15 protein-coding genes and 4 pseudogenes are annotated in these 15,424 nt (G+C 48.6%); 16 read left to right on the forward strand and 3 right to left on the reverse strand.

All coding sequences use genetic code 11. The features are described from left to right. Window positions 1-183: 183 nt before the first annotated feature. From DXA97_RS15515 to DXA97_RS15530, 4 genes are all read left to right on the forward strand, one after another. Window positions 184-390, forward strand: a complete 207-nt coding sequence (locus DXA97_RS15515) for an alpha/beta-type small acid-soluble spore protein (protein WP_118540501.1) — start codon at window positions 184-186, stop codon at window positions 388-390. 180 nt (window positions 391-570) lie between these two features. Continuing rightward, window positions 571-1,125, forward strand: a complete 555-nt coding sequence (gene rsmD / locus DXA97_RS15520; RefSeq protein ID WP_118720998.1) for a 16S rRNA (guanine(966)-N(2))-methyltransferase RsmD — start codon at window positions 571-573, stop codon at window positions 1,123-1,125. Between the two features lies 1 nt (window position 1,126). Beyond that, window positions 1,127-1,609 carry a pantetheine-phosphate adenylyltransferase gene (gene coaD, locus DXA97_RS15525; RefSeq protein ID WP_118720999.1) on the forward strand — a complete coding sequence of 161 codons (483 nt, stop codon included), beginning with the start codon at window positions 1,127-1,129 and terminating at the stop codon, window positions 1,607-1,609. Between the two features lie 23 nt (window positions 1,610-1,632). Then, the gene (locus DXA97_RS15530) at window positions 1,633-2,217 is read left to right on the forward strand and encodes a vacuolar family H+-ATPase subunit H (RefSeq protein WP_118721000.1); all 585 of its coding nucleotides are present in this window, start codon (window positions 1,633-1,635) and stop codon (window positions 2,215-2,217) included. Here DXA97_RS15530 and DXA97_RS15535 read toward each other — a convergent pair. Beyond that, window positions 2,168-3,271 (reverse strand): hypothetical protein, encoded by a 1,104-nt coding sequence (locus DXA97_RS15535; RefSeq protein WP_118721001.1) that lies wholly within the window; start codon window positions 3,269-3,271, stop codon window positions 2,168-2,170. The genes DXA97_RS15530 and DXA97_RS15535 overlap by 50 nt on opposite strands. A gap of 105 nt (window positions 3,272-3,376) precedes the next feature. On the opposite strand from DXA97_RS15535, the gene DXA97_RS15540 reads away from it, so the two are divergent. The 8 genes and pseudogenes from DXA97_RS15540 to DXA97_RS15575 all read left to right on the forward strand — a co-directional run bounded on the left by DXA97_RS15540 (window position 3,377) and on the right by DXA97_RS15575 (window position 11,507). Continuing rightward, a complete protein-coding gene (locus DXA97_RS15540) occupies window positions 3,377-4,759 on the forward strand; it encodes an RsmB/NOP family class I SAM-dependent RNA methyltransferase (protein ID WP_118721002.1) in 1,383 nt (460 codons plus the stop codon). Then, window positions 4,759-5,550 (forward strand): pseudouridine synthase, encoded by a 792-nt coding sequence (locus tag DXA97_RS15545; protein ID WP_118721003.1) that lies wholly within the window; start codon window positions 4,759-4,761, stop codon window positions 5,548-5,550. Before DXA97_RS15540 ends, DXA97_RS15545 begins: the two co-directional genes overlap by 1 nt. A 142-nt stretch (window positions 5,551-5,692) precedes the next feature. Then, complete coding sequence (locus DXA97_RS15550) at window positions 5,693-6,340, forward strand: HAD family phosphatase (RefSeq protein ID WP_118721020.1); 648 nt, start codon at window positions 5,693-5,695, stop codon at window positions 6,338-6,340. A 51-nt stretch (window positions 6,341-6,391) separates the two neighbouring features. Continuing rightward, window positions 6,392-8,427: pseudogene (locus DXA97_RS15555) on the forward strand (YgiQ family radical SAM protein). 89 nt (window positions 8,428-8,516) lie between these two features. Beyond that, complete coding sequence (locus tag DXA97_RS15560; RefSeq protein ID WP_118721021.1) at window positions 8,517-9,299, forward strand: SDR family NAD(P)-dependent oxidoreductase; 783 nt, start codon at window positions 8,517-8,519, stop codon at window positions 9,297-9,299. Between the two features lie 80 nt (window positions 9,300-9,379). After that, complete coding sequence (locus DXA97_RS15565; protein ID WP_118721004.1) at window positions 9,380-9,949, forward strand: O-linked GlcNAc transferase-like protein; 570 nt, start codon at window positions 9,380-9,382, stop codon at window positions 9,947-9,949. Between the two features lie 34 nt (window positions 9,950-9,983). Further along, window positions 9,984-10,958: an RluA family pseudouridine synthase gene (locus DXA97_RS15570; RefSeq protein WP_118721005.1), complete on the forward strand. Its 975-nt coding sequence runs from the start codon at window positions 9,984-9,986 to the stop codon at window positions 10,956-10,958. Next, the gene (locus tag DXA97_RS15575; RefSeq protein ID WP_118721006.1) at window positions 10,959-11,507 is read left to right on the forward strand and encodes a Holliday junction resolvase RecU; all 549 of its coding nucleotides are present in this window, start codon (window positions 10,959-10,961) and stop codon (window positions 11,505-11,507) included. Between the two features lie 88 nt (window positions 11,508-11,595). Here the strand turns inward: DXA97_RS15575 and DXA97_RS15580 are convergent. Next, window positions 11,596-12,192 (reverse strand): annotated as a pseudogene (locus DXA97_RS15580) (amidophosphoribosyltransferase); the annotation flags it as partial. Between the two features lie 146 nt (window positions 12,193-12,338). Further along, window positions 12,339-13,136: pseudogene (locus DXA97_RS15585) on the reverse strand (amidophosphoribosyltransferase); the annotation flags it as partial. A 346-nt stretch (window positions 13,137-13,482) separates the two neighbouring features. Here DXA97_RS15585 and DXA97_RS22370 point away from each other — a divergent pair. From DXA97_RS22370 to hisG, 4 genes and pseudogenes are all read left to right on the forward strand, one after another. Then, the gene (locus tag DXA97_RS22370) at window positions 13,483-13,848 is read left to right on the forward strand and encodes an ATP phosphoribosyltransferase regulatory subunit (RefSeq protein ID WP_347561653.1); all 366 of its coding nucleotides are present in this window, start codon (window positions 13,483-13,485) and stop codon (window positions 13,846-13,848) included. Further along, window positions 13,797-14,246 carry an ATP phosphoribosyltransferase regulatory subunit gene (locus DXA97_RS22375; protein ID WP_347561654.1) on the forward strand — a complete coding sequence of 150 codons (450 nt, stop codon included), beginning with the start codon at window positions 13,797-13,799 and terminating at the stop codon, window positions 14,244-14,246. Before DXA97_RS22370 ends, DXA97_RS22375 begins: the two co-directional genes overlap by 52 nt. A 41-nt stretch (window positions 14,247-14,287) precedes the next feature. Beyond that, complete coding sequence (locus DXA97_RS22380; protein ID WP_347561655.1) at window positions 14,288-14,761, forward strand: ATP phosphoribosyltransferase regulatory subunit; 474 nt, start codon at window positions 14,288-14,290, stop codon at window positions 14,759-14,761. Between the two features lie 15 nt (window positions 14,762-14,776). After that, window positions 14,777-15,420 (forward strand): annotated as a pseudogene (gene hisG, locus DXA97_RS15595) (ATP phosphoribosyltransferase). Window positions 15,421-15,424: the final 4 nt, after the last annotated feature.

Consider the following 15,424-nt stretch of genomic DNA (forward strand, 5'->3'; position numbering starts at 1 on the left):
TTTGCCCGTGACTGTGAAGGCACAAAACAGTTATGAAAATAGCATAATTCTGTCAATTTACACAGAAGATGCCAGGGTAAGATTCTTTCTTAAGTACATACTAGGAATGTAACAAAAAACAAACCGGCCGTGATGCAGGAAAATGCCTGCCTTACGGCAGGCGCTTAAGAAAGGAGACCAATTATGGCAAGCAGATCTTCTAACAGGGCAGAGGTACCGGAAGCAAAGGAAGCACTGGACCGCTTTAAAATGGAGGTTGCAGATGAGCTTGGTGTTCCGTTATCCGATGGTTATAACGGAAACTTAACCTCTGCACAGAACGGTTCTGTCGGCGGTTATATGGTCAAAAAAATGATCGAGGCCCAGGAAAGACAGATGGCAGGAAAGTAAACATGCTGTAAAGGTCAGCGGACGCGAAACATGCGTCCGCTGATTCTTATGTACAAAAAAAGATACGAAACTACATAATAAACTGCTTGTATATAAGAAAAAATACAGTTATAATTGCTGTGATTATCATTGTGAAGGAACAGACAAATTTCAGATACCTTCAGATAAAGGGAGAATACTATGCGAGTAATAGCAGGGAGCGCAAGGCGGACACCGTTAAAGACACTGGAAGGCATGAATACCCGCCCTACGCAGGACCGCATTAAGGAAACACTTTTTAATATGCTTCAATATGACCTGGCAGACTGCACATTTTTGGACCTGTTTGCAGGAAGCGGCGGGATTGGCATCGAGGCGTTAAGCCGCGGAGCCGGTCAGGCTGTTTTCGTAGAGCAGAATGAGGCCGCTGTCCAGATCGTCCGGGATAATTTAAAGGCTACAAAGCTGGAGGACAGGGCAGTGGTCATGCATTGCGATGCACTTCTGGCATTGAAACGCCTGGAAGGAAAGCACCGCTTTAATCTTATTTTTATGGATCCTCCATACGATCATGAGCTGGAAAAGCAGATGTTAGATTATTTAAAAACCTCTTCCCTGATCGATAAGCAGAGCACGGTCATCATTGAGGCATCCCTCCAGACCGATTTTTCCTATCTGTCTGAAATGGGCTACATTACAGAGAAAATAAAAGAATACAAGACAAATAAGCATGTATTTGTCTATCGAGGTGAGTGATATGGCAATAGCAGTTTACCCTGGAAGCTTTGATCCGGTGACACTTGGACATCTGGATATCATTGAGCGGTCGGCCCATATGGTAGACCGTCTGATCGTAGGCGTTTTGCAGAATAATTCAAAAACGCCGTTGTTTTCTGTCGAAGAACGTGTTAAGATGTTAGAAGATGTGACCTCATATCTGCCAAATGTAGAAATCCGTTCCTTTGGCGGGCTTTTGGTGGACTTTGTGCACCAGTCCCAGGCAGACATTATTGTAAGAGGGCTTCGCGCGATCACAGATTTTGAATACGAGCTTCAGATGGCCCAGACCAACCGGGTCATTGCTCCCGACATCGACACGATCTTTCTCACAACAAACTTAAAGTATTCCTATTTAAGTTCCAGTATTGTCAAGGAGATCGCAGGCTACCAGGGAGATATCAGCGAGTTTTTACATCCTGCCATTGCAGAAAAAGTCAGAGAGAAGCTTGCAAATCAGTAACAAAGCATTAAGGAGAAGAAACCATGAGTAGAATCGAACAGTTAATCGGTGAGATTGAAGAATATATTGAAAGCTGTAAATTCCAGCCGCTTTCCAACACCAAGATCCTGGTAAATAAAGAGGAGCTGGAAGAGCTGCTGGTAGAGCTTCGTCTCCGTATCCCAGACGAAATCAAAAAATACCAGAAAATCATCAGCAACCAGGATGCAATCCTGAATGAGGCACGTGCCCAGGCCGATGCCATGGTGGCTGAGGCAACTGCCCAGACAAACGAGCTTGTGAACGAGCATGAGATCATGCAGAAGGCCTATGCAGAAGCAAACCGTGTCGTTGAGGACGCCCAGGCCCAGGCCCAGGCGATCATCGATGAAGCAGTAAATGAGGCAAATGGAATCCGTCAGGCATCCATCAACTATACCGATGATATGTTAAACAGCCTGCAGACCATTATCACCCATTCCATGGAGGGGGCACAGAGTCGTTTCGACGCATTTATTTCCTCCATGCAGTCCAGCTATGACATCGTATCCTCAAACCGTGGAGAGCTGGCAGGAAGCGTTACCAATGTAGAGGAAACACCAGAGGAAGAACCTGTCGAAGAACAGTAAGAATGATCACGGAAAAACCTGCATGCAGGAATTTCCACCCAATATAATGCCGGATGTCAAATCCGGCATTTTTATTGCATTGGATATCAGAAAAGCTCCTGTGGCCTGTCTGAGGATCGCACGATGTGACAGAAAGCGCTTGCCCGTGTGTCTGCTGATCACAGGACAAAGAATCCTGATATAACACACTCTTTACCTGGAAAATACCGGAGATCCCGCCAAACGAGGCAGCTGCTGCACATAGGGGAAGCTGAATGGAAGGTGGGAAGACCTGGCAGATCTGCCGGATCCCCGTAGTCATTTCCGCAATCCCGCATAACAGGGCAGCAGCTGGTCCGGGGATCCAGGCGGCATGACGGATAAAGCAGACCAGAATGGAAAACAGCATCAGATAGCCTCCGATCAGGACCATCGTATCACTTACCGAGTAGAGAACGGAATCAAGAACCGAGACTGCGCGGGCTTCCGGCTGTACGGATACCTGGGAGAAAGCCTTTTCCAGCACATCTGTACCGTTTTGTGGAGCCTTCTGACCGGGAGCACAGACTTTCGGATAATGCAGGATTTTTTTTGCTGCAGCGGACAAAAGAAAGACCGGAGCATAAACACTTATTAGTAATAGTGCGCAAGAGCTGCTTTCTGGAAGCTGCTGGCGGACATAACCAAGCAGGAACATCGGACTGGGATAGCTGCACAGGGCCAGCAGGTAAGCAGCCTCTTTTCGTGAGAGCTTTTGTTCTGTCAGAAGGCTGCTGCACAGGGATGGTCCGACCGGATACCCGCAAAGCATTCCGCCAAGGAGTGCAAAGGCACCCTGATCACTCAGAGAGAACACATGGGAGAGCAGCGGGTGAAACGGATGCATCAGAAGTGTTACGCCATTGGACTTAAGGATCAGCTGTGTCAGGATCATTGCAGGCGCCAGTGCCGGAAGCACCGTGTGAAACCAGAGCAAAAGACCATCTGCAGCACCCTCCACAGAATATTGCGGGAACAGGAGAAGCAGAAGAAAAACCAGGATAAACACCGGCGCACAAAACGATGCATCAGTCATAAGAGACTCCAGGAAAACAGGTTTTCACTTGAAGTAAATTATGCTATACTTAATGCAATTATGCCAATGTGGCAGTCATGACCGTATACAAGAGAAAGGAAGCTTATGCAGTTACCAGAAACATTTCTAAAACAGATGAAGCTGCTTTTGGGCGCGGATTACAATGAATGGCTGGAAAGCTATGAAAAAAAGCCTTTTGCAGGACTTCGGATCAATGCAGCAAAAATTACACCGGAAGAATGGGAGACTTCTCTTTGTCCGTTTCCGTTCCGGAAGGTTCCCTGGACCCCGAATGGATATTATATCAGTGAGGACAGCAGGGCATCCCGCCATCCCTACTATTATGCAGGGCTTTATTATCTGCAGGAGCCAAGTGCCATGGCACCTGCCTCTGCCCTTCCGGTTAAGCCGGGAGATAAGGTACTGGACCTTTGTGCCGCACCTGGCGGGAAGAGCACTGAGCTTGGCGTAAAGCTGCAGGGAGAAGGACTTCTGGTTTCCAACGATATCAGCAATTCCCGGGCTAAGGCGCTGCTTAAAAACCTGGAATTATTCGGAATCCCCAATCTTTGTGTAACCAGTGAAACGCCGGAAAAGCTGGCTTCTGTATTTGGCCCGTTTTTCGATAAGATCCTGGTCGATGCGCCATGCTCCGGGGAAGGTATGTTCCGGAAGGACCCGGACCTGATCAAAAGCTGGATGGAACGTGGGCCGCAGTATTATGCCCCACTCCAGCGTCAGATCTTAACCTCCGCAGTGCAGATGTTAAAGCCGGGAGGAATGCTTTTATATTCTACCTGTACGTTTGCAAAGGAAGAGGATGAGAACACGATCCAGTGGCTTCTTGATACGCACCCAGACATGAAGCTGGTGCCGCTGACCCCATGGGAGGGCGCCTGCAGCGGGTTAGATGGCATGCCGGTCATCCGCCTGTTTCCGCACAAAATAGAAGGAGAAGGGCACTTCCTTGCTTTACTCCAAAAGGATGCCGGGGCGGATGCCGAGCCGGATGCCGAGCCGGATACACAGGCTTACACTAACACCGTACCTGCTGAGGTACGCAGACTGGAAAAGGAAAGCGATTACCTGCAGTGGGAAGCAATGCTAAAGAGTCCGCTTGACCGAAGCCGTATGATGGTCCGGGATGGCATGGTATATTATCTCCCGGAATGCTTTGACCAGTCCTGGAAGCTTCGCTATCTGCGTACCGGATTGCTTCTTGGGGAGTGGAAGAAGAACCGGTTCGAGCCATCCCAGGCGGTTGCGATGGTACTGCAGCTGCGGGAGTTTTCCCAGAGCCTGTCCCTCACGGCCATCGATGAGCGAAGCATCCGTTATTTAAAGGGGGAGACAATTTTCCCGGATCCGGAGGAAACGCTCCAAAAGGGCTGGGTGCTGGTCGGCGTAGACGGCTATCCACTCGGCTGGGCCAAGTATACCGGAAGCAGCTTAAAAAACAAATATTATCCAGGATGGCGGTGGCAGTAATGGCAAAATTAATGAGACTGGACAAGTATCTGGCAGAAATGAATAAAGGAAGCCGTACCCAGATCAAGGATGCGGCAAAAAAAGGACGGATCCAGGTAAACGGAGCCGTAGAGAAAAAAACAGAACGGAAGATTGATCCAGATACCGATGAGGTGTCTTTTGATGGCACACCCGTCCGTTACCGTGCGATGGAATACATCATGCTCTATAAACCGCAGGGTGTTATTTCCGCAACAGAGGATAAACGCCATAAAACGGTGATCGACCTGCTAACCGGGGAAAACCGAAGTGATCTGTTCCCGGTTGGACGTCTCGATATTGACACCGAGGGGCTTTTGCTTTTAACCAATGACGGAGACCTGACCCACCGCCTGTTAGCGCCTGGAAAGCATGTCGATAAAGTGTATTTTGCCAGGATCGCGGGCACACTTCCTGACACAGCAGTGGAACAGATGGCGGCTGGGCTGACCCTAAATGATGGAACACCAGTCATGCCAGGAAAGCTCGAGATCCTGAAGCAGTGGACAGGGCAGACCCGCCAAAAAGCGCTGGAGCAGTTCAGTGCTGATGCGGAGACTGCAGACAGCGCTGAGGCGAATGCCGGAGCAGAGATCCTTTTGACGATCCAGGAGGGAAAATTCCACCAGGTGAAGCGGATGTTTGAAGCGCTTGGCTGCCATGTAGTGTTTTTAAAACGTCTTTCCATGGGAAGACTGAAGCTGGATCCAGATTTAAAGCCGGGGGAATACCGGGCTCTGACAGAAGGAGAATTAGAACTGCTTCAAAAATAGGATAGTACCCTGTCTGTGTATTCTTGCGATAAAATTGCGCTAATAAATAATAGAAGACAAAAGGAAGCTGTTTATGAATCAAAAAAACATAGAAAATGGAAATGCTATATCCAGCATACCGGCCGCCCTGGTACTTCCGACCATGGATGCCGTACTCTTTGACCTGGACGGTACACTGGTAGATTCCATGTGGATGTGGAAGGAAATCGATATTGAGTATCTGGGACGCTTTGGCCTGGCATGTCCGCCGGATCTGCAGAAGGTGATCGAAGGCATGAGCTTCTCAGAGACTGCAAGGTATTTTAAAAACCGGTTCGAAATTCCGGATTCCATCGATGAGATCAAGCATGCCTGGATCCAGATGAGTATTGAAAAATACCGGAGTGAAGTCCCGTTAAAGCCGGGTGCCAGACGGTTTTTGGAGTATCTGGCCTGCACAGGGAAAAAAGCAGGAATTGCTACCAGCAACGGGCAGGATATGGTAGATGCCGTGCTGGAATCATTAAAGATCCGCCCATATTTCCAGGTGATCGCAACGGCCTGTGAGGTGCCGGCCGGAAAGCCGGCCCCGGATATTTATTTAGAGGTTGCAAGACGTCTTTGCGTGTCTCCGGCACGCTGCATGGTTTTTGAAGATGTCCCTGCGGGAATCCTGGCCGGGAAACGGGCCGGCATGACTGTCTGTGCGGTAGAGGATGAGTTTTCTGCAGGGATGCGGGCAGAAAAGAAAAAGCTTGCTGATTACTATATCCAGGATTATAACAAACTATTTCAAACAGAAAAAGAATAAGGGTTACCGGCACGTGTATGCGCATGGTAACCAATAAGGAGAATCAGTTTTATGATACATGATTATTTACCAATCTGCCGGGAAGATATGGACCGGCGTGGCTGGGAAGAATGTGATTTTGTCTATGTATCCGGAGATGCCTATGTGGATCACCCATCCTTTGGTCCGGCTATCATCAGCCGCCTTCTGGAATCCCGCGGGTATAAAGTAGGAATCATTGCACAGCCGGACTGGAAGGATCCGCAGAGCATCCAGATCCTTGGAAAACCGCGGCTTGGCTTTCTGGTATCAGCAGGAAACATGGATTCTATGGTAAACCATTATTCTGTATCCAAAAAGCGCAGACAGCAGGATTCCTATACGCCGGGTGGTGTTATGGGCAAGCGCCCGGATTATGCGACCATTGTATATTGTAATCTGATCCGGTCTGTTTATAAGGATTCTGCCATCATCATTGGTGGAATCGAGGCCAGCCTGCGCCGTCTTGCCCATTACGATTACTGGTCTAACCGCCTGAAGCGTTCTATCCTGTTAGATTCCCAGGCAGACCTCATTTCTTACGGAATGGGCGAGCATTCCATTGTGGAGATCGCAGATGCCTTAAACAGCGGAATAGATGTAAAAGATATCACATTTATAGATGGAACCGTATTTAAAACGCGGAATCTGGAAATTGTATACGATTATAAGCTTCTGCCGGATTACCAGGAATTGAAGGACGATAAAAAGGTTTATGCAAAAAGCTTTTACGTCCAGTACAGCAACACAGATCCGGTTCTTGGAAAGCGCCTGGTAGAGCCATACTATGGAAAAGAATATGTTGTGCAGAATCCGCCGGCAAAGCCGCTGACACAGGAGGAAATGGATGAGGTCTACGCCCTTCCTTACATGCGTAATTACCATCCATGCTATGAAGCAGAGGGAGGAATCCCGGCGATCCGCGAGATCAAATTCAGCCTGATCAGCAACCGCGGCTGCTTTGGTGCCTGCAGCTTCTGTGCACTGACCTTCCACCAGGGCCGTATCATCCAGCAAGAAGCCATGAGTCTCTGGTTGAGGAAGCAAAGCTTCTGACGGAGGAGCCTGATTTCAAAGGCTATATCCACGATGTAGGCGGTCCTACCGCAAACTTCCGTTTCCCTGCCTGCGAAAAGCAGCTGACCAAGGGCGCATGCCCAAACAGACAGTGCCTGTTCCCGGAACCGTGTAAAAACATCCGTGCAGACCATAGCGATTATATTTCCCTCCTGCGCAAGCTTCGGGCAATCCCGAAGGTGAAAAAAGTGTTTATCCGTTCCGGTATCCGCTTTGACTATGTCCTGGCAGACAAAAACCGTGCATTCTTACGGGAACTCTGCGAATACCACGTCAGCGGACAGCTTAAGGTTGCACCGGAGCATGTGGCAGACGCAGTCTTAAAACGAATGGGCAAACCAAAAAATTCCGTATACATGCAATTTGTGAAGGAATATAAAGAGATGAACAAAAAAATCGGAAAGGAGCAGTATCTGGTTCCTTACCTGATGTCCTCCCATCCGGGTTCTTCTTTAAAGGAGGCGGTAGAGCTGGCTGAATACCTGCGTGATCTGGGCTATATGCCGGAGCAGGTCCAGGACTTTTACCCGACTCCATCGACGCTTTCGACTTGCATGTATTATACCGGCCTGGATCCACGTACCATGGAAGAGGTTTATGTTCCGCATAATCCACACGAAAAAGCCATGCAGCGTGCCCTGATCCAGTACCGGAACCCGAAAAACTATGACCTGGTAAAGGAAGCCCTGATCAAAGCCGGGCGCACAGATCTGATCGGATTTGACAAAAAATGCCTGATCCGTCCTAGAGAAATGCACTGGTGTGCGGGAGCATCATTTTCCGGCGGGACAAGGCAGCCTGGAAACAGGAATACAGACCGGAAATCATCTGGCTTTGGATCCGGAGCAGCGAAGACCGGTACATCAAATGCAGCGAAAAAGGCTACGGCTGGCAGTGTCCGCTCCGCAGGAAAACAAGCCTTCGGTACAGGATCTGAGAGCCGCAAGCCCGGAAAGAAAAAAACGATCCGCAATGTTCATAAGAAAAAATAAGGCTGTGCAATGCGTAAGCAGCAAAACAAGGCTATGTGATTATGTAAGATTCTTTTACTGAGTAGTGTTCAGGAGTGTGACGCATGAAAATGACAAAGAAAAAAATTGCCATCATAACCGGTGCATCCTCCGGCATGGGCCGGGAATGTGTAATACAGCTGGCTGACCGTTTTGCCGGTCTGGAGGAAATCTGGGTCATCGCCAGACGGAAGGAGCGGCTTTTTCGTCTTGTCAGTGAGGTTCCGGTCCCCTTAAAAATACTGGAACTGGACCTGCAAAGAGAGGAAGCCTTTGCAGCACTGGAGGAAAAGCTGGAGTGGGAAGAACCGGAGGTGAAGATTCTGGTAAATGCAGCCGGATTTGGAAAGATCGGGCAGGTATCAGAGCTTTCTCTTGATGAGGAAACCGGCATGACCGATGTAAATTGCCGTGCACTGGCCGCGGTTACCCGTCTAGTGCTTCCTTATATGACCAAAAACAGCAGGATCCTGCAATTTGCCTCGGCTGCTGCATTTCTTCCGCAGCCAGGGTTTGCCATCTATGCGGCAACAAAAGCGTTTGTATTAAGCTACAGCCGTGCTCTGTCCATGGAATTAAAAAGACGGCAGATCTATGTGACTGCAGTGTGCCCTGGACCGGTAAAAACAGAGTTTTTTGCGATCGCAGAGACAACTGGAAAGATTCCGCTTTACAAGCGACTGGCCATGGCAGATCCAAAACGGGTCGTGAAAAAGGCGCTCCGTGACAGCATGATGGGGAAGCCGGTTTCCGTATACGGACCACTTATGAAGGCGTTCTGGCTTTTGTCAAAGCTCTGCCCGCATGAGCTGATCCTGTCTCTTTTTGTTTCAATAGGGAATTGCGTTCTATGAAACAAAAAACGCTCCGCAAGGATCGCACTGCGGCACATTCTTTTATATATTGATTACGATACAGAGGAGAACAAACTACAATGAAGAAAATCCGAAAAGGGCAGTACGGTTACCGGGACCAGCATAAAAAATCAAGACTCCTGATGACCGGCCTCTTTGTGGCGGCGATCATCGCCCAGCTTGTGGCGAGACAGCTGACCGGGGACCAGGCTGCAAAAAATATCCTGACTGTTATGGCAATCCTGACGGTACTGCCAATGGCGAATCTGGCGTCCCCGCTTTTAGCATCCTGGAAATACCGCACGGGAGATCCGGCCTTTTATGAGCATGCGCGTAAATATGAGACAGCCTGTACGATGTTATATGACCTGATCGTAACGACAAAGGAGCAGATTCTTCCGCTCGATGTGGTAGCAGTTCATCCAAACGGCGTATTTGCTTTCTGCAGCAGCGAAAAGGCAGATCTTGCGAAGGCAGAAAAGGCTTTGAATACACTGTTTTCAGCAAATAAACTGGATCCAAATGTAAAGCTGATCTGCGATCCACACGCATTCTGGCGCAGAATGGACAGCTTAAAGCCGGCCTCAGAATATGAGGATGATGGTGTTGTGGATTATGCTGCTGCATTGATGAAAAACCTGTCTATGTAATATCTGGGAAAAACGAGAAAAGGAGATTTTCTTCATGAAATGCATTACCGTAAATAAAAATGAAGCAGGACAGCGCTTAGACAAGCTCCTTTCCAAATATCTGAACCTGGCAGGAAAGGGCTTTCTTTACAAGATGATGCGCAAGAAAAATATTGTGCTGAACGGGAAGAAATGTGACGGGTCTGAAAAGCTGTCTGAGGGTGATGAGATCAAGCTGTTCCTTGCAGATGAGACCATAGAGAAGTTTTCTGAGGTAAAGGTGCAGAAAGTAAAAAAAACAAAGCTGCACATCATTTATGAAGACGAGCATATCCTTCTGATCAATAAGCCATCCGGTATGCTTTCCCAGAAGGCAAAGGAGAATGATGAATCCCTGGTAGAATATCTGATCGATTACCTCCTTGATTCCGGAAAGCTGACAAAAGAAAACCTGCGCAGCTTCCGCCCATCGGTCTGTAACCGGCTGGACCGCAATACCAGTGGTCTGGTGGCAGCGGGCTGTTCCCTTGTGGGCCTTCAGAAGCTGTCGGCTATGTTTAAGGACCGTTCCCTGCACAAATACTATCTGTGTGTGGTTTACGGAGCAGTCCGGGAAAAAAAGAAGATTGAGGGATTTTTAAAGAAAGATGAAAAGACCAACCAGGTTACCATCAGCCAGAAAGAACTTCCGGACAGTGCACCAATTTGCACAGAATACGAACCATTGATGGAGAGCGGTGCATACACCCTTTTAAAGGTAACCCTGATCACCGGACGTACACACCAGATCCGCGCGCACCTGGCTTCCATCGGTCATCCGATCGTAGGAGATACCAAATACGGGACTCCACGGGTAAATGAAGAAGCAAAACGGAGCTATCACATTCATTCCCAGATGCTGCATTCCTGGAAACTGGTGTTCCCACAGATGGAAGCGCCGCTGGAATACTTAAGCGGGAAAAGTTTTACTGCACCTGTTCCGGGAGAATTTCAAAGGGTTCTTGGCATCCTTCCGGAAGGAGTGCGTTAGATGGGCACCTGGAAAAGCCGGGGGCTGCGTGGCTCCACGCTGGAGGATATGATTAATCACAGCAATGAGGTTTACCGCGAGAAAAAACTGGCCTTGATTCAGAAAATCCCAACCCCGATCACCCCGATCAGCATCGATAAATCCAGCCGCCATATCACGCTGGCGTACTTCGACCAGAAAAGTACGGTCGACTATATCGGGGCCGTGCAGGGAATCCCGGTCTGCTTCGACGCAAAGGAATGTGCCGTCAAAACCTTTCCGCTCCAGAACGTCCACGAACATCAGATCCGCTTCATGAAAGAATTTGAACAGCAGGGGGGAATCGCATTTATCATCCTCCACTTTACCGCGTTAGACGAACTCTATTATATTCCGTTTCGCGACCTGGAGCAGTTCTGGAAACGCATGGAAGAGGGCGGCCGCAAAAGCTTTACATATGACGAAATCGACAAAAGCTACCAGATCCACGCAAGCCGCGATATCCTGGTACACTATCTCGAAACCATCCAGAAGGATCTGGATGAGCGCGATAACAATATCTTACAGTAAACACAAATGGGCCGGAAGGTTCCGTCCCCGCCGAATGGCGGGACGAAACCTTTCGGCCCTCGTTCGTTACTGTGTGATATTGTTATATTTACTCTTGCCCATCCCAGCAGTACGTGCACAAACATTCTTTCGGAAGTCCGATGGACTTAACCAGGTCGTCCAGACGGTGGAATTTCAGGGTTGTGAAGTTTAAGCGCTTGCGGATCTCCTCGACCATTTCCTGATAATTTTTGCTGTCCGGGTTTGCGTAATCAGCTAATACTTCTGCAGATACGTCGTCGCCTTCCCGGTCGCGGATGATGCGGCGGGTGATCAGGTCTAACTCGGAATTGGAGCGGGAGAAGTTTAAGTATTTACATCCGTAAAGGAGCGGCGGGCATGCCGGGCGGATATGTACTTCTTTTGCACCGCTCTCATAAAGAAATTCGGTTGTTTCACCTAACTGTGTGCCGCGGACAATGGAATCGTCGATCAGAAGCAGGCTCTGGTCTTTGATCAGGGCGCCAACCGGGATCAGCTTCATTTTTGCGATCAGGTTGCGCTGGCTCTGGTTCTGCGGCATAAAGGAACGCGGCCAGGTAGGTGTATATTTGATAAACGGCCTTGCAAACGGGATACCAGATTCGTTGGCATAACCGATCGCATGGGCGATTCCGGAGTCCGGAACACCTGCGACGATATCCGGGTGGATCGTTTCCGTGTTAGCATTCTCAGAAGCTCCGTGGGCACGTTTTCAAAATGGTCTGCGACAGTGCTATCCGTGCCGGAAGTTTCTTCTGTGTGTGCAGCTGCGTGTCCCGGACAATGGGAGCAATGTCCGCAGCCTAAATCCCGGTCAGCCAGGATCTGTCCGCAGCGATAACGCATTTCTTCTACATTGATTCCTTCGTAGCTGGAGGTTGGGTAGCCATAGTATACCCATAAGAAGGAACAGATCTTCATTTCTTTTCTTGGGGCAGAAAGCTGCGTAACGCCGTCTGAGGTTACCCGCACAATCTCTCCAGGTCCCAGTTCATAGCAGTCATGATAGCCGAGATTGATATAGGCAAAGCTTTCAAAGGAAACACAGCAGGCATCTTCTTTTTGTCCTACGGTCAGCGGGGTACGGCCATAGCGGTCTCTGGATGCATAGATTCCTTCTGGTGTAAGGAGCAGGATCGTCATGGAACCCTGGATCATCTCCTGCGCGTAGAGCAGGCCATCGACCAGACTTTGCTTCTGGTTGATGATCGCAGCCGTCAGCTCGGTGGCATTGATCCGCCCGCCGCTCATTTCCATAAAGTGGATATGTCCGTTCTGGAAAGCATGCTGGATTAGCTCTTCCTCATTATTGATCTTGCCGACAGTTACGATCGCATAGCTTCCTAAATGGGAGTGGATCAGCAGTGGCTGTGGTTCATTGTCTGAAATCGAGCCAATTCCGGCATTTCCTTTCAGTTCTTCTACATCCCGTTCAAATTTCGTACGGAACGGGGAATTTTCTATATTATGAATACTTCTCTGAAAACCAGATTCTCCATATACAGCCATGCCGCCGCGGCGGGTACCCAGGTGAGAATGATAGTCTGTACCAAAAAACAGATCCATCACACAGTCATGCTTGGAAACAACTCCGAAAAAGCCTCCCATAGTCTCAAACTCCTTCCAAATCGATTATCATCATGCAAATTCACGTTACTGTCTGCGCAGGAAATGAGCAAAACCGTTACACGTGTTCTTTCTATCACAAATACAGAAATAGTGTATCATATATCGTCATATTTATACAACGGCTATTATATATAAAATATACTAATAAATAACAGATGAGGAATACTAGCCATAACCGGAGTCTATTTGACGTGTTTTTTGAAAAGTCGTAAAATGTTTAAAACAGTGGAAAGATATTGATTGACAATTCAGATACTTTCTCCTATAATTGGAATCACGTTATCGAATTAGCACTTTACCATAGCAAAGCATTGGAGACGGGATTATGAACATGAATAACCAGTTACTGCATACCCCCGATGGTGTGCGTGATATTTACGCAGAAGAATGTGCCAGAAAGCTTGCCGTGGAGCAGAAGATCCAGCATGTATTCGGGCTTTACGGATATCAGAGCATTGAGACACCGGTGTTTGAGTTCTTCGATATTTTCAAAAAGGAGCGCGGAAGCGTAGGCAGCCAGGGAATGTACAAGTTCTTTGACCGCGACAACAACACTCTGGTACTTCGTCCGGATATGACACCGCCCATTGCACGCTGCGTGGCAAAGTATTATATGGATGAGACAAAACCGCTCCGTCTGTGTTACCTTGGCCCTACCTTTATCAATGGGACCAGCTATCAGGGCGCTTAAAAGAATCCACCCAGACGGGAGCCGAGCTGATCGGTGATGATACCTCCGATGCTGATGCAGAAATGATCGCGATGGTTATTGACGCATTAAGAGAGACCGGCTTAAAGGAGTTTCAGGTGGAACTGGGGCAGGTGGAATTTTACCGTGGACTGGTTGAGGAGTCCGGAATGGATGAGGAGACCCAGGAAAAGCTCCGCGTCCTGATCGAAAATAAAAATTATTTCGGTGTGGAGGAGCTCTTATCCGAACAGACCATGAGTGAAGACTTAAAAAAGCTCTTTCTTAAGCTTCCGGAGCTCTTCGGAGACATTGACCAAATCCGCATCGCAAAAACAATGACAACGAATAAGCGGGCGCTTGATGCGATCAAACGTCTGGAAGAAGTACAGGAATCTTAGACAGCTATGGTCTTGGCGATTATGTTTCCTATGATCTTGGCATGCTGAGCAAATACTCCTATTATACCGGCATCATCTTTAAGGCTTACACCTACGGTACCGGCGAGTACATCGTTGCGGGTGGCCGTTATGACAAGCTGCTTGAACAGTTTGGAAAAAAGGCTGCCGCAGTCGGATTTGCCATTATGGCTGACCAGCTTCTTCTGGCTCTTTCCCGTCAGAAGATCCGTATCGATGTAAAAATGAACGATACCATTATTTTGTACGATCCGGCAGCGAGAGATAAGGCAATCCGCCTTGCCTGCCAGTTCCGCAATGCAGGAATCCCGGCGCAGCTGACACCGCGCACGGAAACAGAAGACGTGGATGCTTATCTGGATTATGCAAGGCGGTTCCAGATGCACCGACTCATCAGCCTTTTGGGTGACGGAAGCACTGCATCCGTCTATGATACAGAAACCGGCGTATCGGTAAATCAGGCTTACACGGAAACCGTCCGGGATTACATTCACTAAAGGAGACTGGCAATTATGAGATATCTTACCTTTGCGCTGGCGAAAGGAAGGCTGGCCAATAAATCCCTCGATCTTTTCGAAAGATCGGCATCACCTGTGAAGAAATGAAAGATAAAGATACGAGAAAGCTGATTTTTACCAATGAAGAGCTTGGCTACCGGTTCTTCCTCGCAAAAGCAAACGATGTTCCAACCTACGTGGAGTACGGAGCAGCCGATATTGGTATCGTTGGAAAGGATACGATCCTGGAAGAGGGAAGAAAGCTTTATGAGGTTCTGGACCTGAAGCTTGGCAAATGCCGCATGTGTGTGTGCGGGCCGGAATCAGCCAAAGAGCTTTTGCAGCATCATGAGCTGATCCGCGTTGCCACCAAATACCCGGCGATCGCGAAGGATTACTTCTATAATAAAAAGCATCAGACCGTAGAAATCATCAAACTGAACGGCTCCATCGAGCTGGCTCCGATCGTTGGACTTTCCGAAGTGATCGTCGATATTGTAGAAACCGGTTCGACCTTAAGAGAGAACGGCCTGACGGTCCTCGAAGAGGTTTGCCCGCTTTCTGCCCGCATGGTGGTAAACCAGGTCAGCATGAAGCGGGAGCACGAGCGCATTACCAAAATCATACAGCAGTTAAAGAATCTGATCCAGGAGGCATAACCAA

Source organism: Clostridium sp. OF09-36, from assembly GCF_003481985.1.
GTDB lineage: Bacteria > Bacillota > Clostridia > Lachnospirales > Lachnospiraceae > Brotaphodocola.

Coding starts and splice junctions, on each gene's coding strand:
- DXA97_RS15550 (WP_118721020.1), top strand. CDS start 5,693: ATGGATGCCGTACTCTTTGACCTGGACGGTACACTGGTAGATTCCATG.
- DXA97_RS22370 (WP_347561653.1), top strand. CDS start 13,483: ATGAACATGAATAACCAGTTACTGCATACCCCCGATGGTGTGCGTGAT.
- rsmD (WP_118720998.1), top strand. CDS start 571: ATGCGAGTAATAGCAGGGAGCGCAAGGCGGACACCGTTAAAGACACTG.
- DXA97_RS15535 (WP_118721001.1), bottom strand. CDS start 3,271: ATGACTGATGCATCGTTTTGTGCGCCGGTGTTTATCCTGGTTTTTCTT.
- DXA97_RS15540 (WP_118721002.1), top strand. CDS start 3,377: ATGCAGTTACCAGAAACATTTCTAAAACAGATGAAGCTGCTTTTGGGC.
- DXA97_RS15560 (WP_118721021.1), top strand. CDS start 8,517: ATGACAAAGAAAAAAATTGCCATCATAACCGGTGCATCCTCCGGCATG.
- DXA97_RS22380 (WP_347561655.1), top strand. CDS start 14,288: ATGCTGAGCAAATACTCCTATTATACCGGCATCATCTTTAAGGCTTAC.
- DXA97_RS15515 (WP_118540501.1), top strand. CDS start 184: ATGGCAAGCAGATCTTCTAACAGGGCAGAGGTACCGGAAGCAAAGGAA.
- coaD (WP_118720999.1), top strand. CDS start 1,127: ATGGCAATAGCAGTTTACCCTGGAAGCTTTGATCCGGTGACACTTGGA.
- DXA97_RS15545 (WP_118721003.1), top strand. CDS start 4,759: ATGGCAAAATTAATGAGACTGGACAAGTATCTGGCAGAAATGAATAAA.
- DXA97_RS15570 (WP_118721005.1), top strand. CDS start 9,984: ATGAAATGCATTACCGTAAATAAAAATGAAGCAGGACAGCGCTTAGAC.
- DXA97_RS15575 (WP_118721006.1), top strand. CDS start 10,959: ATGGGCACCTGGAAAAGCCGGGGGCTGCGTGGCTCCACGCTGGAGGAT.
- DXA97_RS15565 (WP_118721004.1), top strand. CDS start 9,380: ATGAAGAAAATCCGAAAAGGGCAGTACGGTTACCGGGACCAGCATAAA.
- DXA97_RS15530 (WP_118721000.1), top strand. CDS start 1,633: ATGAGTAGAATCGAACAGTTAATCGGTGAGATTGAAGAATATATTGAA.